Origin of the sequence: Streptomyces sp. NRRL S-646 (assembly GCF_000720765.1) — a bacterium.
Classification (GTDB): domain Bacteria; phylum Actinomycetota; class Actinomycetes; order Streptomycetales; family Streptomycetaceae; genus Streptomyces.
In genome coordinates this window covers 589,281-610,873 of sequence record NZ_JODC01000003.1, presented here as the reverse complement: position 1 = coordinate 610,873, position 21,593 = coordinate 589,281, and the positions used below count along the sequence as shown (strand labels likewise).

Below are 21,593 nucleotides of genomic sequence, written 5' to 3'. Positions count from 1 at the left end.
CCGCGAAAGGTGCATGGGTACGGGGCGTTGCCCCTGCCTCTGCTGCCGCCCGGCTCGGCTCCCCCGAACCACCGTCCACGACCCGGGCGGCAGATTTCAACCATCGCCCCGACGCCCCTCGACCGGCTATCCGATTACGGCGGAAACGCCACCGTTTTGTGGATAGCGCCGGGCCCACGGACGGCCCGAGTCCCCCGCAACGTCTGTGACGGCGTCTCCCCGTACGTCTGCCGATAGTGCCCGGTGAACCGTCCCAGATGCACGAACCCCCAGCGCAGTGCCACCTCGGTGACCGTCCCCAGCGCCTGTCCGTCGGCGATGGCGAGCAGATCGCGCCGGGCCAGATCCAGCCGTACGCGCCGCAGATACGCCAGTGGAGTCGTGGCCAGATGGGCCCGGAATCCCTCCCGCAGGCTCCGCAGACTCACCCGAGCCGCCACCGCCATGTCGGCCACGGAGATGGGCTCGTGGGCATGCTCGGCGCAGAAGTCCGCGGCCCGCCGCACCGCATGGGGCAGCACCGCGGGCCCGCGCCCCGCCACCGCATCACTGAGCATGTGCGGCTGTGCGTCCAGCAGACCGTCCACCAGCAACTGCTCGAAGTGCCCCACCGCCAGCGGCGATCGCACCGCCAGCTCCGAGTCGGCGAACTCGGCGAACACCCGCACCACCCGCAACCACGCCCGGACCGCCCCCACCCGCGCATCCAGCACCGGCGCGAAGTGCAGTGGCACGGACGGCAGTTCACCCAGCCGCACGGCGAGCGCCCGGTCGACGGTCTGCCGGGGAATGATCAGCACCCGATTCAGTGTCTCCCCGCTCCACCGCATCGACAGCCGCTGCCCCGGATTGACGATGCTGAGCACCGACGCCAGGGCGGCCCCGTCCGCGGTGACGACGCCGTCCCCGGTAAGCGGCACATGGATGTTGTAGAACTCCGGCAACTCGCCCGGCGTGACGTCGACCTCCGCCCCGTACCCCAACTCGTACAGCGCCATGGCCCCTTCGTGCACACACCGGAACCGCCCGTCGACCGGATGGTCGTCCAGCACCGTCAGCCGGTGCGGCGCGAACCGCTCGCTCACCAGCGCATGCAACTCCTCGACGTCACGACCCCGAAAGAGCAGCCCCCGCCCCGCACCCGCCGGCACGGCATCCGACCCGCCTTCGCCCATGACGGACATGCCTCTCGCCACGTGTCCTGTGCGCCCGTACCGCGAGTCTCCCGACCTCCGCGGCCTGCGTCGAGGGCCGAAGGTCCCGGATGCCGAAATTGAAGCCGCACGGCAGCGCGCGGGACCCCCGCCGAGCGGCTCAGATCCCGAGCACGGCCCGCAACTGCGCGAGCCCCCAGTCCAGGTCCTCCTTCCCGATCACCAGCGGCGGTGCGATCCGCACCGTCGGCCCGTGCGTGTCCTTCACCAGCACCCCCCGTTCCATCAGCTTCTCGGACACCTCCCTGCCCGTGCCGTAGGGCGGCGCGATGTCGACGCCCGCCCACAGCCCCCGCCCGCGCACCGCCTTCACCCGCCCCGTGCCGGTCAACGCCCCCAGTTCCCGGTGCAGATGACCGCCCAGCTCCGCGGACCGCGCCTGGAACTCGCCCGTCCGCAGCATCGCGATCACCTCCAGCGCCACCGCACAGGCCAGCGGATTCCCACCGAACGTCGAACCGTGCTCACCGGGCCGGAACACTCCGAGCACATCGGCCGCCGACACCACCGCCGACACCGGCACGATCCCGCCGCCCAGCGCCTTGCCGAGCACATACACATCCGGCACCACGCCCTCGTGCTCGCACGCGAAGGTCTTTCCGGTCCGCCCCAGCCCGGACTGGATCTCGTCCGCCACGAACAGCACGTTCCGCTCACGCGTCAGCTCCCGCACCGCCGGCAGATATCCGGCCGGCGGCACCAGCACCCCCGCCTCGCCCTGGATCGGCTCCAGCAGCACGGCCACCGTGTTCTCCGTGACCGCCGACCGCATCGCCGTCAGGTCCCCGTACGGCACGATCTCGAAGCCCGGCGTGTACGGACCGAAGTCCGCCCGCGCCTCCGGGTCGGTGGAGAAGCTGACCAGGGTCGTCGTCCGGCCGTGGAAGTTGTTGCCCGCGACCACGATCTTGGCCATCTCCGCGGGCACGCCCTTGATCCGGTAGCCCCACTTGCGGGCCGTCTTCACCGCCGTCTCGACCGCTTCCGCGCCGGTGTTCATCGGCAGCACCAGCTCCATCCCGCACAGGTCGGCGAGCTCGGAGCAGAAGGCCGCGAACCGGTCGTGATGAAACGCCCTCGATGTCAGCGTCACCCGCTCCAGCTGCGCCTTCGCCGCCTCCACCAGCCGCCGGTTGCGATGGCCGAAGTTGAGTGCCGAGTAACCGGCCAGCAGGTCCAGATACCGCCTCCCCTCCACATCCGTCATCCACGCCCCGTCCGCGGAGGCGACGACCACGGGCAGCGGGTGGTAGTTGTGCGCGCTGTGCGCATCGGCGGCGGCGATGAGTGTCTCCGTAGCGGTCACGGGATCTCCCGAAGGTGCCAGGTGCGGTGAGGGTGCCCCTTTCTTATCCTCGCTCGCATGGTGGACGCGGGACCTCCGCGTTCCGGCGCGCCCGGTAGGCTGACATGCGGGCCGTGACTGGCGCGCTGGGATGGGACCGACCATCGGGGAGCGGCCTGGGAGTGACCGAGTGCCGTGCGCCTGGGCCGACCGTGAACCGTGAACGCTTCAAGCCACGCCACCCGGAGGCCGACGACATGTCAGAGCAGCAGCCCCTCTCCACCGAGTCCACCGCCTTCCGCGCCGCCCTCGACGTGATCCGCGCCGTCGAGCCGCGCGTCGCCGACGCCATCGGCCAGGAGGTTCACGACCAGCGCGAGATGCTCAAGCTGATCGCCTCGGAGAACTACGCCTCGCCGGCCACCCTCCTCGCGATGGGCAACTGGTTCAGCGACAAGTACGCCGAGGGCACCATCGGCCGCCGCTTCTACGCCGGCTGCCGCAACGTCGACACGGTCGAGTCCCTCGCCGCCGAGCACGCCAAGGAGCTCTTCGGCGCCCGCCACGCCTACGTCCAGCCGCACTCCGGCATCGACGCCAACCTCGTCGCCTTCTGGTCGGTCCTCGCCCAGCGCGTCGAGGCCCCCGCCCTGGAGAAGGCCGGTGTCCGCCAGGTCAACGACCTCACCGAGGCCGACTGGGCCGAACTCCGTCAGGCCTTCGGCAACCAGCGCATGCTCGGCATGTCCCTGGACGCCGGCGGTCACCTCACCCACGGCTTCCGCCCGAACATCTCCGGCAAGATGTTCGACCAGCGCTCCTACGGCACCGACCCCGCCACCGGCCTCATCGACTACGAAGCCCTGCGTGTCTCCGCCCGCGAGTTCAAGCCGCTGATCATCGTCGCCGGCTACTCCGCCTACCCCCGGCTCGTGAACTTCCGCATCATGCGTGAGATCGCCGACGAGGTCGGCGCGACCCTGATGGTGGACATGGCGCACTTCGCCGGTCTGGTCGCGGGCAAGGTGCTGACCGGCGACTTCGACCCGGTCCCGCACGCCCAGATCGTCACCACCACCACCCACAAGTCGCTGCGCGGCCCGCGCGGCGGCATGGTCCTGTGCGACGACTCCCTCAAGGACCAGGTCGACCGCGGCTGCCCGATGGTCCTCGGCGGCCCGCTCCCGCACGTCATGGCCGCCAAGGCCGTCGCCTTCGCCGAGGCGCGTCAGCCCTCCTTCCAGGACTACGCCCAGCGCATCGTCGACAACTCGCGGGCGCTGGCGGAGGGCCTGATGCGCCGGGGCGCCACCCTCGTCACCGGCGGCACCGACAACCACCTCAACCTCATCGACGTGGCCACGTCCTACGGACTCAGCGGCCGCCAGGCCGAGGCGGCCCTGCTCGACTCGGGCATCGTCACCAACCGCAACGCCATCCCCGCCGACCCCAACGGTGCCTGGTACACCTCCGGCATCCGCATCGGTACGCCCGCGCTGACCACGCGTGGCCTGGGCACCGCCGAGATGGACGAGGTCGCGGGCCTCATCGACCGCGTCCTCACCACCACCGAGCCGGGCACCACCAAGTCGGGCGCCCCCTCCAAGGCCCAGTACATCCTCGACCCGAAGATCGCGGACGAGATCTCCCGCCGCGCCACCGACCTCGTGGCCGGCTTCCCGCTGTACCCGGAGATCGACCTGGGCTGACGCCGATGACGCTGAGCCGTCGGCCTCACAGGTCGAGGGCGATCAACTCCTGACGTGGCCCCTCTCGCGGCGGTCCGGCTCCCTGCCGGGCCGCCGCGAGGCGTATCAGCAGCGCGCCGTCGACGCCCGCCGCGAACCCGACGGCTGGCCCCCACTTCCCAGTGCGTGTGCTCCCGGGCGCTGAGCGGCCATGTGGCCTGCCCAGCAGAGGCGAGTGATGCGTACGTGCGTGCCCATATTCGCTGAATGGGATGGTGCTGGCTGGGTGCGGGGGCAGATGTTCGGGTCTCATACGTATGGTCTGATCTTGGTAGTCAGGGATCCGCGCAGGCGAGCCAGCTGATCGTGAGGGCGGGGGGTGATGGCGATGCAGGAGTCCGATGAGGTGGGGCGGGTCCGGTACACGTACCGGTTGCGGGTCTCGTCCACCGCCACAGCAGCGCTGCTGGAAGAATGGGGGCGGTGCCGGTGGGTGTGGAACGAGTGTGTGGCCCGGTCGAAGAAGGCCCATGTGGAGGGGGAGGAGTGCGGTCCGGCACGCCTGGACCGGATGCTGACCCAGGCCCGCGCCGTCACGCCGTGGTTGGCGGAGGACGCCAGTGTGCCGCAGCAGCAGCTCATTCGTGACTTTGGCAAGTCCCGTGCGAAGGCACTGAAGGACATCAAGGACCGCCTGCCTGTCAAACTGCGAGCCGGGATGCCGAGCTACAAGAAGAAGCACGAGGCTGATCCGAGCCTGAACTACACCAAGCGTGGTTTCCGGCTGAAGGATGGGCGGCTGCATCTGGCGGGCAGGATCGTGCTGACGGTTGTTTGGTCGCGGGAGTTGCCCGCCGAGCCCTCGTCGGTACGGGTGTACCGGGAGAGTGTGGGCAACTGGTATGCCTCGTTCGTCGTCCCCGCCCGGGTCGAACCGATGCAGGAGACTGGCCGGGTGCTGGGGGTGGACTGGGGCGTGAAGGAGATCGCGACCACCACTTCGGACGCCCATGATCTGCCCCACGCCGAGCACGGGAGGAAGGCGCAGGGGAATCTGTCGCGGTACGACCGGATGATGGCCCGTCGCAAGCCGAAGAAGGGGCAGGCGGCGTCGCAGGGGTACCGGGAGGCGAAGAAGTGGCGGGCGAGGACCTACGAGAAGATCGCCCGGCAGCGGCAGGACGCGGCCCGAAAGTGGGCCAAGAAGGTCGTGCGGGACCATGATGCGATCGCGGTGGAAGACTTTCGGCCGAAGTTCTTGGCCAAGACCACCATGGCCCGCAAGGCCGCCGACGCCGCGATCGGCGCCACCAAGCAGGTCCTGATCGAGATGGGCCGCAAACATGGGCGGGACGTGCGGCTGGTGCATCCCGCGTACACCACGATGGACTGCGGACAGTGCGGAGCGAGAACCAAGCACGCACTCCCGCTGTCGGAACGCACCTACACCTGCACCGCGTGCGGAGCGGCGTCCCCGAGGGACAAGAATTCCGCGCGGGTGATGCTCGTCCGGGCTGGTCTGGCCCCGGCTGGTGACGAGGGCGTAAGACCTCCTGGAGCGCTGCTCCAGGAGGCCGCCTGAGCCAGGAATCCCCTCCTTTTCAGGGGAGGGGAGCAGTCAAACTCTTGTTACACCGCCGGCGGAAGACGGAAGATGGATCGGTTCCCACCTGTTTCCTACCGGTTCCGGATCGACCCCGGATACCTGAGACAATGGTGAACATGGCCTCTGACCGACCCCGCGTGCTCTCCGGAATCCAGCCCACCGCAGGCTCGTTCCACCTCGGCAACTACCTCGGCGCCGTCCGCCAGTGGGTGGCCCTGCAGGAGTCCCACGACGCGTTCTACATGGTCGTCGACCTGCACGCGATCACCGTTCCGCAGGACCCGGCCGAGCTGCGCGCCAACACCAGGCTCGCCGCCGCCCAGCTGCTCGCGGCCGGTCTCGACCCGGAGCGCTGCACGCTCTTCGTCCAGAGCCATGTGCCCGAGCACGCCCAGCTGGCCTGGGTCATGAACTGTCTCACCGGCTTCGGCGAGGCCTCCCGCATGACCCAGTTCAAGGACAAGTCCGCCAGGCAGGGCGCCGACCGCGCCTCCGTCGGCCTGTTCACGTACCCGATCCTCCAGGTCGCCGACATCCTGCTCTACCAGGCCAACGAGGTCCCGGTCGGCGAGGACCAGCGCCAGCACGTCGAGCTCACCCGCGACCTCGCCACGCGCTTCAACGGCCGCTTCGGCGAGACCTTCACCATCCCGAAGCCGTACATCCTCAAGGAGACGGCGAAGATCTACGACCTGCAGGACCCGTCGATCAAGATGAGCAAGTCGGCGTCCACGCCGAAGGGCCTCATCAACCTTCTCGACGACCCCAAGGCCACCGCCAAGAAGGTCAAGAGCGCAGTCACCGACACCGACACCGTCATCCGCTACGACGCCGAGAACAAGCCCGGCGTCAGCAACCTGCTCACCATCTACTCCACCCTCACCGGCAAATCGGTCACCGAGCTGGAACAGGAGTACGAGGGCAAGATGTACGGCGCGCTCAAGACGGACCTCGCCGAGGTCATGGTCGAGTTCGTGACGCCCTTCCGGGAGCGCACCCAGCAGTACCTGGACGACTCGGAGACGCTGGACTCGATCCTGGCCAAGGGCGCGGAGAAGGCCCGCGCCGTCGCCGCGGAGACCCTCTCCCAGGCGTACGAGAAGGTGGGCTTCCTGCCCGCCAAGCACTGACGCACTCCAGCGCACGCACGTACCACTCGGCAGAGCGCTGCACATCACTACGGTTGCGCCTGCCCGCGACACAGCCGTGGCCGTACAGTCGATAGCCGACGGCTGAGAACAAATCCGTCACGACGACAGGAGACGACGTGGGGACCGTAACGATCGGAGTGTCGATCGCGGTCCCGGAGCCTCACGGCAGCCTGCTCCAACAGCTGCGCGCGGGCTTCGGCGACGCCGCTGCTCACGGCATCCCCACGCACGTCACCCTGCTGCCGCCGACCGAGGTCGACAGCAGCGCCCTGCCGGCCGTAGAGGCGCACCTGACCGAGGTCGCCGCGAGCGGCCGGCCGTTCCCGATGCGGCTCTCCGGCACCGGCACCTTCCGGCCCCTGTCGCCCGTCGTCTACGTGCGGATCGCCGAGGGCGCCGAGGCCTGCACCCAGCTGCAGAAGCAGCTCCGCGACCCCTCCGGGCCCGTCCCGCGCGAACTTCAGTTCCCGTACCACCCGCATGTCACGGTGGCGCACGGCATCGACGACGAGGCGATGGACCGCGCCTTCGAGGAGCTCTCCGGCTACGAGGCCGGCTGGCCGTGCACCGGCTTCGCCCTGTACGAGCAGGGCGCGGACGGCGTGTGGCGCAAGCTGCGGGAGTACACCTTCGGCGGCCTGGTGGTGCCGCCGCAGGCCGGGCACGTGGAGCGGGGCTCGCTGCCGACCCGGTAGCCACCGGGCCGGTGACTACAGGGGCAGCCGGCGGAACAGACCTCGCGGCACGTGCCGCAGCGCCGACATCACCACGCGCAGCGTGCCGGGCACCCACACCGTCTCCGAGCGTCGCCGCAGCCCCAGTTCGACGGCCGTCGCGACCGCCTCCGGGGTCGTCGCAAGCGGTGTCTCCTCCAGGCCGGCGGTCATCTTCGACCGTACGAACCCGGGGCGTACGACCATGACGTGCACACCCGTGCCGTACAGCGCGTCGCCCAGGCCCTGCGTGAAGACGTCCAGGCCGGCCTTGCTGGAGCCGTAGATGAAGTTGCTGCGGCGGGCCCGCTCGCCGGCGACCGAGGAGAGCACCACCAGCGAGCCGTGGCCCTGTGTCTGCAGCGCGCGTGCGCTCACCAGGGCCGCCGACACCGCGCCCGTGTAGTTGGTCTGTGCGACGCGCACCGCCCAGGCCGGCTCGCGCTCGTCGCGCGCCTGGTCGCCGAGGATCCCGAAGGCGAGCAGCACCATGTCGACGTCGCTCTCCGCGAAGACCTTGCCCAGGGCGGTCTCGTGGGCGTCGGGGTCGAGTGCGTCGAAGGCGACGGTGTGCACGTCGGCACCGTGGCCGCGCAGTTGCTCCGCGGCCTGCTCCAGAGCGGGCGAGGGGCGTCCCGCGAGCCACACCGTGCGGGTGCGGCGCGCGATGAGGCGGCGGGCCGTGGCGAGCGCGATCTCGGACGTACCGCCGAGGACGAGCAGGGACTGGGGGAGGCCGAAGGCGTCCTTCACGACAGCAGCTCCTATGGGTGCCCAGAGGGCGGGACGGCGGGATGGATCGGACGTGCTGCGTCTCCCGGGGGCCAACCCCCGGGCCCCCGGCCGATGCAGCGCATGGTCAGAGGGCGAGACGGCGGGACAGGTCGGACGTGAACACCGCGCGCGGGTCGAGTTCCGTGCGCAGGGCCCGGAAGTCGTCGAGGCGCGGGTACATCGCGGCGAGGATTTCGGGTCGCAGGCGGGAGTCCTTGGCGAGGCAGACGCGGCCGCCGGCCGTGGCGACCTCCTCGTCGAGTTCGTCGAGGAAGGCGCCGAGCCCGGGCAGGCCCGCCGGGAGGTCCAGGGAGAGCATCCAGCCGGGCACGGGGAACGACAGCCACCCCGGGGCGGCCGCTCCGAAGCGCTTGAGGACGGCCAGGAAGGACGGGCAGCGCTGCTCGGAGATGCGCCGCACGATCCGGCGCAGGGCGTCCTCCTGGCCGTGTCCGACGACCAACTGGTACTGCACGAAGCCGCCGCGGCCGTAGATGCGGTTCCAGTGCGGCACGCCGTCCAGGGGGTGGAAGAAGCTGGAGATCCGCTGCAGTCGGCCGGTACGCGCGCGTGGCGCCGTCCGGTACCGGAGCTCGTTGAAGAGGCCGACGGTGGTGCGGCTGAGCAGGCCCTCCGGGAGGTGGGCGGGGGCAGGAGGGAACTGCCGGGTGCGGAACGCCAGTGGCGCTCCACGCGCGCGTGCAGGCAGCGCGTCGAGCGGGGCGTGGTCGGCGCGCGTGAGGACCGCGCGTCCCGTCGCCGCGCCGCGGGCCAGCAGGTCGATCCATGCGACCGAGTAGCGGTGGCGGTGGTCGGTGGCCGTCAGGCGCGCCATCAGGTCGTCGAGGTCCGCGGCGCGCTCCGTGTCCACCGACATCAGGGAGGTCTCGACCGGCAGGAGCCGGATGGTGGCCGTGAGGATCACGCCGGTCAGGCCCATGCCGCCGGTGGTGGCGTCGAAGAGGGGCGTGCCGCGGCTCACGGTGCGGATCCCGCCGTCGGCGGTGAGGAGTTCCAGCGACAGGACGTGCCGGGAGAAGGAGCCGGAGACGTGGTGGTTCCTGCCGTGGACGTCCGAGCCGATCGCGCCGCCGACCGTCACATGGCGCGTGCCGGGCATCACCGGCACGAACCAGCCCAGCGGCAGCAGCACCTCCGTCAGCCGGTGCAGGGAGACACCCGCGTCGCACAGCACGGTGCCGCCGTCGGCGTCGATCGCGTGGATGCGGTCCACGCCCGTCATGTCGAGCACCGCGCCGCCGGCGTTCTGCGCCGCGTCCCCGTAACCCCGTCCGAGGCCCCTGGGAATGCCTCCGCGGGCCCCGCAGTCCCGGACGGCGGCCGCGGCCTCCTCGTACGTCCGTGGGCGGGTCACACGGGCCGCCGTGGGAGCGGTGCGGCCCCAGCCGGTGACGGTGACAGGAGCGGTGTCGGCAGACATGTCGGTGACCGTATCGCCCCTATATAACCGGTCAGCATTGAAACGTGACGTTTCTACCCGAAATGGGTGATTAATGGGATGTCGCTCAATAGTGAAACGAGGCGCCCTCGGGAGTGCTCGTGCCGACCTCCGCGCGGCACTGTGCCGGGTTTTCGGGGTACTCGCACATTGGTCTTCCACACCTGGGGGAGAGTCTGATCATGGATTGGCTCAAGAAGCTCCCCGTCATCGGGCCGCTGCTGGCGCGCCTCATGCTCACGCACGCGTGGCGGTCGTTCGAACGTCTGGACAGGGTGAAGTGGACCCGGCTGGCCGCCGCGATGACGTTCACCAGCTTCGTCGCGCTGTTTCCGCTGCTCACCGTGGCCGCCGCGATCGCCGCGGCCACGCTCAGCGAGAAGCAGCAGAACGACCTGCAGCACAAGCTCGCCGAGCAGGTGCCCGGCATCTCCGACCAGCTCGACATCCAGAACCTGGTCCAGAACGCCGGCACCATCGGCCTCATCGCGGGCGCGGCCCTGCTGTTCACCGGCATCGGCTGGGCCGGCTCGATGCGCGAGTGCCTGCGCGCGGTGTGGGAGCTGCCCGACGAGGAGGAGAACCCCTTCCTGCGCAAGGCCAAGGACCTGGGCATCCTCGTCGGCCTCGGCGGCGCCGTCCTCGTCACGCTCGCCGCCTCCACCGTCGCCTCCGCGATGGTCGGCTGGATCATCCGGCAGCTCGGCATCGACAAGGGCGGCTGGGGCGGGGTCCTGCTGTACATCGCCGCGTTCGCCGTCGCCGTGTTCGCCGACTTCCTGCTGCTCCTGTACGTCCTCACACTGCTGCCCGGCGTCGAACCGCGGCGCCGCCGCCTGATCGTCGCGGCGCTGACCGGCGCCGTCGGCTTCGAACTGCTGAAGACGCTGCTGAGCGGCTATATGCAGGGCGTGGCCGCGAAAAGCATGTACGGCGCCTTCGGTGTGCCCGTGGCCCTGCTGCTGTGGATCAACTTCACGGCGAAGCTGGTCCTGTTCTGCGCCGCGTGGACGGCGACGCAGAGCGAGCAGGACGAGCCGCACGAGCCGGACGAGCCCGATCAGGGAGACGCGCAGGACGGCGGGGAAGGCCTCACGGACGGGACGACCGGCGACGTACCAGATCGGGCAGCGGCCAGCGGCGGTTGACCAGGAACGCGGCCGCCGCGAGCAGCACCAGCACCCCACCGCTTATGGCGAAGGCGACCCCCATGCCGCCGGAGCGGCCCGCGGCCGAGGCGCTCGCCACCGGCGAACCCGACGCCTTGCCGGCGGCCCCGCCCGCCTGGCCCGCCGACGCGTTCCCACCGGACTGGCCGCCCGACTGCGCGGCGCTCTTCGGCGCCACCAGCTCGCCCACGGGCCGCGCCTTCCCGGCCGCCGCGAAGCCCCAGTCGAAGAGCTTGGCGGTCTCCTTGTAGACCTCGTTGTGCTCGTGCTTCTCCGGGTTCATGGCGGTGACCAGCAGCACCCTGCCGTTCCGCTCGGCGACACCGGTGAAAGTCGCGCCCGCGTTCGTCGTGTTGCCGTTCTTGACGCCCGCGATGCCCTGGTAGACGGAGACGTCGGAGTCGCCGGTCAGCAGCCGGTTGGTGTTCTGGATCTCGAAGGACTCACGGACCGACTTGCCCTTCTTCTCCTTCGTGTCGCCCGGGAAGTTCGCGCGCACCGTCGAGCAGTACTCGCGGAAGTCCTTCTTCTGCAGCCCGGAGCGGGCGAACAGCGTCAGGTCGTACGCGGACGAGACCTGCCCCGGGGCGTCGTACCCGTCGGGCGTGACCACGTGTGTGTCGAGGGCCTGGAGCTCCTCGGCGTGCTCGTTCATCTCCTCGACGGTGGTGTCGACGCCGCCGTTCATTGCCGACAGCACGTGCACCGCGTCGTTGCCCGAGCGCAGGAAGACACCGAGCCACAGGTCGCGCACGGTGTACGTCTCGCCCTCCTTTATCCCGACCATGCTGGAACCGGCGCCCATGCCCGCCAGGTCGGAGGGCGCCACCTCGTGCTTCTGGGTGCTCGGGAACTTCGGCAGCACCGTGTCCGCGAACAGCATCTTCATCGTGCTGGCCGGGGGCAGCCGCCAGTGCGCGTTGTGCGCGGCGAGCACCTCGCCCGACTCGGCGTCGGCGACGATCCACGAGCGCGCGGTGATGTCCTTGGGGAGTACGGGTGCGCCGCTGCCCAGATCGACCTGTGTGCCCGGCTGCCCCAGACGGGCGCCGCCCACGGACGACATGTCCGCCGGGGGAGTGGCCGTCGGACTCGGCGACGGACTCGGGGCCGCGAAGGTGACGGGCGCGGTCAGCGCGATCGAGGACAGGACGGCGGAGGTGACCAGCAGGGATCGCCTGACGGTCTTCTGGGGAGCGGACACGGACGAGAAAGTACATGCCACGGGCCGTGAAGTCCCGCCTCCCACCCCACCCCGGACACGGAACGAAAGAGGCGGCGGCGATACTGAACGCATGAAGCTCAGCCGCCCGGTCTCCTGGTTCCTGCTCGCCTTCGGGGTGTGGTCCTGGGTCATCTGGGTCACTTTCGTTAAAAATCTCATCAAGGACGGCAGCGGGCTCGCGTTCGACGACGGTCACCCGACGGCGTACTTCTGGGTGCATCTGACGCTCGCCGTCGTCTCCTTCGTATTGGGGACGGTCATCGGGAGCATCGGGTTGCGCGGACTGCGCGCTTTGCGCCAGACCTCATAACAGCGGCAAATACACACAAACGGCAGAACCGGCAACGGGGGTCACGGCACGATGGTCATCGTCTTCGCCCTGTTGGCGCTCGGCGTTCTCGTCGCGGGCAACTGGTACCTGTGGCGCCGTCTGTTCCGCGACACGACCCGGAGCCCGGGCCTCGCGCGCCGCGCCGGTGCTGCGGCGATCGCGGGTGGCTGGGTGCTGGCGGTCGGGGCCGTCGCGGGCGAGCGTGCCGGCGCGCCCTTCTGGCTCCAGCAGGTCCTGGCCTGGCCGGGCTTCCTGTGGCTCGCGCTGTCGATCTATCTGCTGCTGGCCGTGGTGGCGGGCGAGCTCGTACGGCCCCTGCTGCGCCGCCTGCCGGCGCGGCGGGTGCGCGCCACGGCGGCCGTACCGCAGGAGCAGCCGGTGCCGGCGGGATCCGTACCTCCGAAGGCGCCGGAGGCCGAGCCCGGGCCCGCACCGCTCCCGGAGCCGTCGCGCCGCCTCTTCGTGTCACGCGTGGTCGCAGGAGCCGCGGCCGCCGCCGCCGTGGGAACGGTCGGCTACGGCACCTACGGCGTCCTGCGCGGCCCCGGTGTGAAGCGCGTCACCGTGCCGCTGGCCAAACTCCCGCGTGCGGCGCACGGTTACCGCATCGCCGTGGTCAGCGACATCCATCTGGGCCCGATCCTCGGCCGGGGCTTCGCGCAGAAGGTCGTCGACACGATCAACGCGACCCAGCCGGACATCGTGGCGGTCGTCGGCGACCTGGTGGACGGCAGCGTGAAGAACCTCGGCCCGGCGGCGGCACCGCTGTCGCAGCTGAAGGCGCCCTCGTACTTCGTCACCGGCAACCACGAGTACTTCTCCGGCGCCGAGCAGTGGGTCGAGGAGGTCCGGCGGCTGGGGCTGCACCCGCTGGAGAACGCCCGCACCGAACTGCCATGGTTCGACCTCGCCGGCGTCAACGACATCGCGGGCGAGAGCGAGGGCCAGGGCCCCGACTTCGGCAAGGCGCTCGGCGACCGGGACACGGCACGCGCGTGCGTGCTCCTCGCCCACCAGCCTGTCCAGATCCACGACGCGGTCAAGCACGGCGTCGACCTCCAGCTCTCCGGCCACACCCACGGCGGCCAGCTCTGGCCCGGCAACTTCGTCGCGGCCGCCGCGAACCCGACCGTCGCGGGCCTGGAGCGCTACGGCGACACACAGCTCTACGTCAGCCGGGGCGCGGGTGCCTGGGGGCCACCGACGCGCGTGGGCGCGCCGTCGGACATCACGGTGATCGAACTGGCGTCGACGCGGGCCTGACTGAAACCGCTCGTCGCACGCCCTGTGAGAGCGCTGTGAAATCTCCCCGAAACCGCTTGCGGTAACGGCTTTCTCAACTCGCAAAATCCCTCTTCCCCCAGCTGAAACACCTGTGATTAGGTGAGCCGCGCCACTAGGGGAGTGGCATATGGGTGGGGGCCCGTCAGGGCCGGGGAGGGCAACCGATGCGCTCGGTTCGCATGCGGATTCTCGCGACACTGCTGGTACTGGCGGGCGTGGGAGTCGGCGGCTGGCAGCTGCTGCCGTCGCAGGAGAACACCGACAGGACGATCGAGGTCGGCACGACGGACGAGGTCACCTCGCTCGACCCGGCCGGCGCCTACGACGCGGGGTCCTGGGCTTTGTTCAGCAACGTTTTCCAGTCGCTGCTGACCTTCGAGCCGGGCGGCGCCTCGCCGGTGCCCGACGCGGCCCGGAGCTGCGCCTTCGCGGGCAGTGATCTGACCACCTACCGCTGTACGCTGCGGACGGGGCTGGCCTTTCCCAGCGGGCGCACGATGACCGCCGAGGACGTCAAGTACTCCTTCGACCGGGTCAAGGCGATCAAGTCCGACGTCGGCCCGTCCTCGCTGCTGAGCACGCTCGGCTCGGTCGACGCCGACGGACTGACGGTCACCTTCCATCTGTCCTCGCCCGACGCCACCTTCCCGTTCAAGGTGGCCACCGGGGCAGGCTCGATCGTCGACAGCCACAAGTACCCCAAGAACAGCCTGCGCACCGACCCCGGCGCCGACGGCACCGGGCCGTACGAGCTGACGGCGTACACAAAGGGCAAGAAGGCGGCTCTCGCGCCGAACACGCACTACAAGGGCGCCGTCCAGAAGACGGGCCGGCCCGTCGACCTGCTCTACTACGTCGACTCCGACGCCCTCGACAAGGCCTGGAACGCGAAGAAGATCGACGTCGCCACCCGTCAGCTGCCGCCCAAGGTGCTGTCCGGGCTCTCGGCGAGCGACCCGAACCAGCGCCTGTCCGAGTCCGACAGCTCCGAGACCCGCAACCTCTACCTCAACACCCGCGCGAACGCGCCTCTGCGCGACCCCAGGATCCGGCAGGCCATGGCGTGGCTGATCGACCGCGAGGAGCTGGCCGCAACGGTGTACGAGGGGACCGTCGACCCGCTGTACTCGCTGATCCCGACGGGCATCACCGGCCACACCACCTCGTTCTTCGACGCCTACCCGAAGCAGGACTCGAAGAAGGCGAAGGCCCTGCTCACCGAGGCCGGCGTGACGACGCCGGTCCGCTTCACCTACGGCTACGCCAAGAACCGCGGCTCCTCCGAGGCGGAGGCCCAGGCCATCAAGAAGCAGCTCGAGGCGAGCGGCCTGTTCAAGGTGACCCTCAAGGGCTACGGGTGGACGTCCTTCCAGGAGGCCTGGGCCACCGGCAAGCTGGACGCGTACGCCGTCGGCTGGGTCGCCGACTACCCGGACCCGGACACCTTCGGCGCCCCGCTCGTCGGCACCAGGGGAACCATGAACACCGGCTACAGCAACAAGGCCGTCGACCAGCTCATCCAGGCCAGCCAGCGGTACGCCGACCGTGGCGACGCCGCCTCCGACTTCAGCACGCTGCAGCAGGACGTCGCCCACGACGTGCCGGTCATCCCGCTGTGGCAGGGCAAGGAGTACGTCCTCAGCACCGAGGACGTCGGCGGCAGCCAGTATCTCGACGACGGCACCGGTGTGTTCCGGCTCTGGAGCCTCAACTGGATCTGACGCGACTCGCGGCGTTGACATTCGCCCCCGTGACGTCGGACGCTCACCTGACGCGGGACCTTGTGACGGAGGTGTGCGCGGGGTGAGGAGCAAACGTGTTGAGACGCAACTCCTTCCGGCTGCCCCGGCATCCGGCATCCGTCGGTCTGGCCCGGCGCCGGGTGCGGGACCATCTGGCCGACTGGGGGCACGGGCCGGACGATCCGGCGCTGGCGGACGCGGTGCTGCTGGTGTCCGAGCTGGCGACCAACGTCGTACGCCACGGACCGCTCCTGGAGCGCGAGTTCGAGGTGGCCGTGACCGCGCTCGCGGACGGCTCCTGTCTCATAGAGGTCTCCGACGAGGGCCGGCTGGAGCCCCGGTTACGGCTGGTCGGCGAGGGGGAGGAGAGCGGCCGCGGCCTGCATCTGGTGGAGACCGTCGCGGCGGCCTGGGGGGTGTGGAGCAGAGGGCACCACGGCAAGACGGTGTGGGCCCTCGTCATCGTCAACCCCTGAGCACCGCCCGGTAGTCATGGCCGTACGGCCGTCCGGGACGGCAGTGTGACCGTCACGGCCAGACCCTCGCCCGGCGATGTGCACACAGCGACCTCCCCGCCGTGCGCCTGCACCACCCCTTGGACGATCGCCAGGCCCAGCCCGCTGCCCGCGCCGCCGCCGGCCCGGAAGAAGCGGTCGAAGACCCGCGCCGCGTCCTGTTCGCACAGCCCCGGACCCTCGTCCGCGACACACAGCCGGACCACCCCGTCCTCCCGCTCCACACCCAGCCGCACCGCCACGTCCTCGGGCGTGTGCGTGCGTACGTTGCCCACCAGGTTGCCCAGCACCTGTCTGAGCCCCGACTCGTCGGCGTGCACCAGCACGGCGCCGTCGGCCGCGACCTTGATGGGCCGCTCCGGCTGCTGCACCCGCAGGTCCTCGGCCGCGTCCCGCACCAGACGGCTCACGTCGACGTTCCTGAAGCGCAGCTCGGGCTGCTGGTCGAGCCGGGCGAGGGTGAGCAGTTCGTCGACGAGCCGCCCCATGCGGTCCGTCTCCGCCAGCACCCGCTCCCAGGCCCGCTTGCGCTCGTCCGGGTCGCTGAGCATGCCCCTGTCGTACAGCTGGAGATAGCCGCGTATCGCCGACAGCGGGGTGCGCAGCTCGTGCGAGGCGTCGGCGACGAAGCGGCGCAGCTGGGCCGCGCTGTGCTCGCGCGTGCGGTACGCCGACTCCACCTGGTGGAGCATGGAGTTCAGGGCGAGCCGCAGCTGTTCGACCTCCTGCGTCGGATGCGTGCTGGACGGGATGCGCCGGGTCAGGTCGCCCTCGGCTATCGCCGTCGACGTCTCCACCATGTCCTCCAGCGGCCGCATCCGGCGGCTGACGCTCATCATCGTGAGACAGGCCAGCAGCGCCAGCAGCAGCGTGCCGATGGCGAGGTCGAGCCTGAGGGCCTTGAGCATGCCCTGGTGGAGGGCGTCGGTGGAGGTGGCGAACAGGATGTACGTGCCGTCGGCGAGGCGGGTCGCGGTGGCGCGGTAGCGGGCGCCGTGCACCCTGATGTCGTGCGGGTCGGCGGCCTTGGCGAGGGCGCGGGGATCGTCCACGGCGCTCGCCAGGGCGCGCTGGGTGTCCGTCGGGGCGAAACGGGCCAGGGAGACCGGCTTCCCGTGCGCATCCACGGCGGTGAGGATCGAGTCCGGCCGGGCCTGTTCGTCGTGCTGCGGCATGAACCGGTCGCGGACGATCGCCAGCGCGCCCAGCGCGTCGATCTGGTCCATCGTGAGCGAACCGCCCAGCGACTGCCGGGTCTTGTTCAGTTCGGCGTCCACCTGGTTCAGCAGGTAGTACCGCATGCCCATCAGGCTGACCGCGGTCGCCGCGACGATGCCCAGGGCCAGCAGTGCGACGTTCGCCAGCGTCAGCTTGGCGCGCAGCGAATGCATGCCGCGCTCGCAGTGCGGCCACCGGATCCTCATGCCAGCCCGTATCCCACACCACGCCGCGTGGTGATCATCGGCGGGCCGAGCGCGTCCAGCTTGCGCCGCAGATAGCTGATGTAGGTCTCCACCACGGTCGACTCGGGCGGTGTGTGCTCGTACTGCCAGACATGGCGCAGGAGTTGCTCCTTGGGCACGATCCGGCCGCCGTTGCGCACCAGGAAGCGCAGCAGCGCGTACTCGGTGGGGGTGAGCTCGACGGTGCGGCCGGCGCGGTGGACGCTGTACGTCGTCTCGTCCAGCTCCAGGTCGCCGTAGCGCAGCGGGGGGCGCTGCGGCAGGACGTCCGCCGTGCGGGTGCGCCGCAGGACCGCGGTGATGCGGGCGACGACCTCGTCGATGTTGAACGGCTTGGTGATGTAGTCGTCGCCGAAGCCGAGGGCGCCGACTATCTCGGCGGGCGAGTCCCGCGCGGTGAGGAAGACCAGCGCCAGGTCGGGCCGCTTCGCGCGCAGTTCGCGCCCCAGCGCCCGCCCGTCCCCGTCCGGGAGCATGACGTCGAGCAGCGCCGCGTCGGGCCGGGTGCGCTCGGCGAGCGCGAGGGCCTCGCGGACGGTGCCCGCGATCATCACCTCGAACCGGTGGTAGCGCAGGGCGATGGCGAGGACGTCCGCGATGCTCGGCTCGTCCTCCACCACCAGCACGGTGCCTGGAGCCGTCGTCATGCACCCAGTATCGGGCGGGCCACTGACAGCGGGGCCCGATCCGTCTTTGGAGTTCCTTGAGAGTCATGGCGTAGCCCACCCTCGCGCGAGCCGCGCCCCCAATCCTGTTGCCCAGGACCTGGGGGACCGACCGACGACCGACAAGGAGCGTTGAATCGTGGCGGCATTGGCACGGTGGTGCTATCGGCACCGGCTGGTGGTCCTGTTGCTGTGGGTGGGGGCGTTGTTCGGCCTGGGCTTCTCGGCCTCGACGGCGGGCACGAACTACGCGAACGTCTTCTCCCTCCCGGACACGGACTCCAAGAGCGCGTACGACCTGATGGAGAAGGCCTTCCCGAACACCTCGGGCGACACCGACACGGTGGTGTGGAAGGTCGACCAGGGCTCGGTGAAGGACCCGGCGGTCCAGGACCGCGTCCAACCGGCCCTGGACACGATTGCGAAGCTGCCCGGCGTCGGCGGGGTCACCAGCCCCTATGCCGGCACCCAGGGGGCCACCCAGATCAGCAAGGACGGCACGATCGCGTACGCCCAGCTCACCTTCGTCAAGCGGGCGAACGAAATCCCCAAGGAACAGGTGCAGAAGGTCCTCGACACCGCGCAGGCAGCTGAACGAAGCGGCCTGCACGTCGAGTTGGGCGGCCAGGCCATCCAGCGTGTCCAGGAGCCGCCGCAGGGCCTGTCGGAGATGGTCGGCATCGTCGCGGCGGCCGTCGTGCTGTTCCTGGCCTTCGGCTCGTTCTTCGCGATGATGCTGCCGATCGCCATCGCGGTCTTCGGTGTCGGCATGGGCCTGTTCTCCACCCAGCTGCTCAGCCACACCACCGACATCCCCGACATCGCCCCGCTGCTCGCCTCCCTGATCGGCCTCGGCGTCGGCATCGACTACGCGCTGTTCATCGTCACCCGGCACCGAAAGGGCATCCTGCGCGGCCTGGACCCCGAGGAGTCGGCGGTCACGGCCCTCAACACCTCCGGCCGGGCGGTGCTGTTCGCGGGCGGCACGGTCTGCATCGCGCTCGCCGGCATGCTCGTGACGCAACTGCGCTTCCTGGACGGCGTGGTCATCGGCACCTCGCTGACGGTGGTGCTCAGCGTCATGGCCGCCACCACCCTGCTCCCGGCCCTGCTCGGCTTCCTGGGCCCGCGGGTGCTCAGCCGCCGTCAGCGCCGCAAGCTCGCCGCCGACGGTCCCGAGCCGGAGCGGGCGAGCGGCCTCGCGGCCCGTTGGTCGACCAACGTCGAGAAGCGCCCCCGCCGGATCGCCGCACTCGCGCTGGTCGTCATGGCCGTCCTCGCCATCCCCGTGCTGTCGCTCCGGCTCGGCGCCACCGACCAGGGCAACGACGACGCGTCGACGACGACCAGGAAGGCGTACGACCTGCTCGCCGAGGGCTTCGGCCCCGGCTTCAACGGCCCGCTCCAGGTGGTCACCCAGACCGGCGACACAACCGCGCTGGTCAAGGGCATCGAGTCGACCCCCGGCGTGGCCCGCGTCGCCGCCCTGCCGCCCGCGCAGGGCGTGACGGTCATTCAGGTCGTACCGAAGACGTCACCCCAGTCCAAGGAGACGGACGACCTGATCGACACACTGCGGGACCAGGTGATCCCGAAGGCCGGGGCCCAGGCCCACGTCGGCGGTGTGACCGCGGTGTCCAAGGACTTCGCATCCGTCACCGGCGACCGTCTGCCACTGTTCGTCGCGACGATCATCGGCCTCGGATTCCTGCTCCTGCTGATCGCCTTCCGCTCCGTGGTCGTGCCGCTGACGGCCGCCCTGATGAACCTGATCGCCGCGGCCGCCTCCTTCGGCGTCCTCGTCGCGGTCTTCCAGTGGGGCTGGGGCCTTGACCTGCTGGGCCTCGGCAAGGAGGGCCCGATCAACGCCTTCCTGCCCGTCATCATGCTGTCCCTCCTCTTCGGTCTCTCGATGGACTACCAGGTCTTCCTGGTGAGCCGGATGCACGAGGAGTGGGTGCACACGCGCGACAACGCCCGCGCGGTCCGCGTCGGTCTGGCGGAGACCAGCCGGGTCATCAACTCCGCGGCCCTGATCATGGTCTGCGTCTTCCTGGCCTTCGTGCTGAGCGGCGACTCGGGGGCGGCGATGGCGGGCGTCGGCCTGGCTGCCGCGGTCGCCCTGGACGCGTTCATCCTCCGTACGGCACTGGTGCCGGCCGCAATGCATCTGCTGGGCAACTCCAACTGGTGGCTGCCGGCCTGGCTGGAGAAGCGGCTTCCGCACCTGGCCGTGGAGCCGAAGGAGGAAGCCGTCGTGGAGCGGGCCGTGAACGGCCCGGCCTCGGCGGTGCACGGCTTCATCCGCACCGCCGACGGCGAACCGGTGGACGGCGCCGCGGTGACGCTGCTGTCCAAGGGCGGACGTCAGCTGGACCGGGTGACGTCACTGGCGGACGGCTCGTACATCGTGTCGGTACCGGCGCCGGGCACGTATCTGCTGGCGACCACGGCTTCCTCGTACAGCTCACGGGCGGCACAGGTCGTGGTGACGGACGGGCCGCTGGTGTACGACGTGGAGCTCGCCGAGGGGGAGGTGGACGCGGTGAACTGACCGCGTCCCGCGCCTCAGGACGACTTGCCGGGGGTCGGCAGCACCTTCGTCATCCCCGGCAGGAAGTCCGTGAACAGCTCGTGCACCTCCCGCACCAGCGGGCGCAGCACCCTGAACCGCGCCAGCGACACACCGCGCGCCGTCAGTCGGGCCCCCCGCTCGGCCAGCCGGTAGCTCCGCTCCCGCCCCTCCGTCCGGTCGAAGATCCAGTACAGGACCAGCCCCATCTGGGAGAGCCACATCAACTCGGGCAGGACATCGCGGAGTTCCTCCGGGACCTTGGTCTTCGTCGCGCCCGCCAGGACCTCCCGGTGGACCGAAATGGCCTCCACGCGCGCGTGCTCCGACTCCTCGGAGAACGGGCTGAGCGGGCTGTCCGGGTCGGCGGCGTTCTTGAAGAACTGCACCGCGAACTCGTGGTACGGCGTGGCGATGTCCAGCCACACCTTCAGGACGCCCGCGAGCCGCGCCTCCAGATCGGTCTCCCGGTCCAGGACCCCCCGGATCGCCACCCGGTGCTCGGCGGCGAGCCGGTCGTAGAAGCCCTGGATCAGGTGTTCCTTGCCGGCGAAGTAGTAGTACGCGTTGCCGACGGAGACGCCGGCCTCCTGGGCGATGGCCCGCATCGTCGTCTTCTCGTAGCCCCGCTCCTGGAACAGCCGCATCGCGGTCTCCAGGATCAGCGCACGGGTCTGCTCGGACTTGCTGGGGTTGCCGCCCTCGTCGGGGCCGTCGTTCTTCGCAGGCACGGAACG

Annotated in this window: 18 protein-coding genes and 1 riboswitch; of the genes, 10 read left to right on the top strand and 8 right to left on the bottom strand. The window is 70.3% G+C overall.

The window, feature by feature from the left end:
• Positions 1-134: 134 nt before the first annotated feature.
• Positions 135-1,184 (bottom strand): AraC family transcriptional regulator, encoded by a 1,050-nt coding sequence (locus tag IH68_RS0107215; protein ID WP_051833254.1) that lies wholly within the window; start codon positions 1,182-1,184, stop codon positions 135-137.
• A 130-nt stretch (positions 1,185-1,314) separates the two neighbouring features.
• Positions 1,315-2,520 (bottom strand): ornithine--oxo-acid transaminase, encoded by a 1,206-nt coding sequence (gene rocD, locus IH68_RS0107210; protein ID WP_030930131.1) that lies wholly within the window; start codon positions 2,518-2,520, stop codon positions 1,315-1,317.
• Between the two features lie 103 nt (positions 2,521-2,623).
• Positions 2,624-2,713, top strand: a riboswitch (ZMP/ZTP riboswitch).
• A 43-nt stretch (positions 2,714-2,756) separates the two neighbouring features.
• Here rocD and IH68_RS0107205 point away from each other — a divergent pair.
• From IH68_RS0107205 to IH68_RS0107190, 4 genes are all read left to right on the top strand, one after another.
• Positions 2,757-4,208, top strand: coding sequence for a glycine hydroxymethyltransferase (locus IH68_RS0107205; protein ID WP_030930130.1), 1,452 nt, complete (start codon positions 2,757-2,759; stop codon positions 4,206-4,208).
• A gap of 361 nt (positions 4,209-4,569) precedes the next feature.
• On the top strand, positions 4,570-5,769 hold the full coding sequence (locus IH68_RS0107200; protein WP_030930128.1) for an RNA-guided endonuclease InsQ/TnpB family protein: 1,200 nt from the start codon (positions 4,570-4,572) through the stop codon (positions 5,767-5,769).
• A gap of 140 nt (positions 5,770-5,909) precedes the next feature.
• Positions 5,910-6,923: a tryptophan--tRNA ligase gene (gene trpS / locus IH68_RS0107195; RefSeq protein WP_030930126.1), complete on the top strand. Its 1,014-nt coding sequence runs from the start codon at positions 5,910-5,912 to the stop codon at positions 6,921-6,923.
• A gap of 137 nt (positions 6,924-7,060) precedes the next feature.
• Positions 7,061-7,639 (top strand): 2'-5' RNA ligase family protein, encoded by a 579-nt coding sequence (locus tag IH68_RS0107190; RefSeq protein ID WP_030930124.1) that lies wholly within the window; start codon positions 7,061-7,063, stop codon positions 7,637-7,639.
• A gap of 15 nt (positions 7,640-7,654) precedes the next feature.
• On the opposite strand, the gene IH68_RS0107185 is transcribed toward IH68_RS0107190, so the two are convergent.
• Both IH68_RS0107185 and IH68_RS0107180 read right to left on the bottom strand, forming a co-directional pair.
• A complete protein-coding gene (locus tag IH68_RS0107185) occupies positions 7,655-8,410 on the bottom strand; it encodes a decaprenylphospho-beta-D-erythro-pentofuranosid-2-ulose 2-reductase (RefSeq protein ID WP_030930123.1) in 756 nt (251 codons plus the stop codon).
• Between the two features lie 106 nt (positions 8,411-8,516).
• The gene (locus IH68_RS0107180) at positions 8,517-9,872 is read right to left on the bottom strand and encodes an FAD-binding oxidoreductase (RefSeq protein WP_030930121.1); all 1,356 of its coding nucleotides are present in this window, start codon (positions 9,870-9,872) and stop codon (positions 8,517-8,519) included.
• Positions 9,873-10,072: 200 nt separating this feature from the next.
• On the opposite strand from IH68_RS0107180, the gene IH68_RS0107175 reads away from it, so the two are divergent.
• Positions 10,073-11,038 carry a YihY/virulence factor BrkB family protein gene (locus IH68_RS0107175; protein ID WP_030930119.1) on the top strand — a complete coding sequence of 322 codons (966 nt, stop codon included), beginning with the start codon at positions 10,073-10,075 and terminating at the stop codon, positions 11,036-11,038.
• Here IH68_RS0107175 and IH68_RS0107170 read toward each other — a convergent pair.
• A complete protein-coding gene (locus tag IH68_RS0107170) occupies positions 10,983-12,263 on the bottom strand; it encodes a D-alanyl-D-alanine carboxypeptidase family protein (protein ID WP_030930117.1) in 1,281 nt (426 codons plus the stop codon). The two genes, IH68_RS0107175 and IH68_RS0107170, sit on opposite strands and share 56 nt — an antisense overlap.
• A gap of 91 nt (positions 12,264-12,354) precedes the next feature.
• Between IH68_RS0107170 and IH68_RS0107165 the strand changes: the two genes are divergently transcribed.
• From IH68_RS0107165 to IH68_RS0107150, 4 genes are all read left to right on the top strand, one after another.
• Positions 12,355-12,594, top strand: a complete 240-nt coding sequence (locus IH68_RS0107165) for an SCO4848 family membrane protein (protein WP_030930115.1) — start codon at positions 12,355-12,357, stop codon at positions 12,592-12,594.
• A gap of 51 nt (positions 12,595-12,645) precedes the next feature.
• Positions 12,646-13,878 (top strand): metallophosphoesterase, encoded by a 1,233-nt coding sequence (locus tag IH68_RS0107160; RefSeq protein WP_030930114.1) that lies wholly within the window; start codon positions 12,646-12,648, stop codon positions 13,876-13,878.
• 185 nt (positions 13,879-14,063) lie between these two features.
• Positions 14,064-15,620 (top strand): ABC transporter substrate-binding protein, encoded by a 1,557-nt coding sequence (locus IH68_RS0107155; RefSeq protein WP_030930113.1) that lies wholly within the window; start codon positions 14,064-14,066, stop codon positions 15,618-15,620.
• Positions 15,621-15,715: 95 nt separating this feature from the next.
• Positions 15,716-16,117 (top strand): ATP-binding protein, encoded by a 402-nt coding sequence (locus tag IH68_RS0107150; protein WP_030930112.1) that lies wholly within the window; start codon positions 15,716-15,718, stop codon positions 16,115-16,117.
• Positions 16,118-16,131: 14 nt separating this feature from the next.
• Here the strand turns inward: IH68_RS0107150 and IH68_RS0107145 are convergent, their stop codons facing one another.
• Positions 16,132-17,580, bottom strand: coding sequence for a sensor histidine kinase (locus tag IH68_RS0107145; protein ID WP_030930111.1), 1,449 nt, complete (start codon positions 17,578-17,580; stop codon positions 16,132-16,134).
• Positions 17,577-18,266 carry a response regulator transcription factor gene (locus IH68_RS0107140; RefSeq protein WP_030930110.1) on the bottom strand — a complete coding sequence of 230 codons (690 nt, stop codon included), beginning with the start codon at positions 18,264-18,266 and terminating at the stop codon, positions 17,577-17,579. Before IH68_RS0107140 ends, IH68_RS0107145 begins: the two co-directional genes overlap by 4 nt.
• Positions 18,267-18,432: 166 nt before the next feature.
• On the opposite strand from IH68_RS0107140, the gene IH68_RS0107135 reads away from it, so the two are divergent.
• Entirely contained in the window at positions 18,433-20,838 is a 2,406-nt protein-coding gene (locus tag IH68_RS0107135; protein ID WP_030930109.1) for an MMPL family transporter, read from the top strand.
• Positions 20,839-20,852: 14 nt separating this feature from the next.
• Here IH68_RS0107135 and IH68_RS0107130 read toward each other — a convergent pair whose 3' ends face one another.
• Positions 20,853-21,587 carry a TetR/AcrR family transcriptional regulator gene (locus tag IH68_RS0107130; protein ID WP_030930108.1) on the bottom strand — a complete coding sequence of 245 codons (735 nt, stop codon included), beginning with the start codon at positions 21,585-21,587 and terminating at the stop codon, positions 20,853-20,855.
• Positions 21,588-21,593 lie beyond the last annotated feature (6 nt).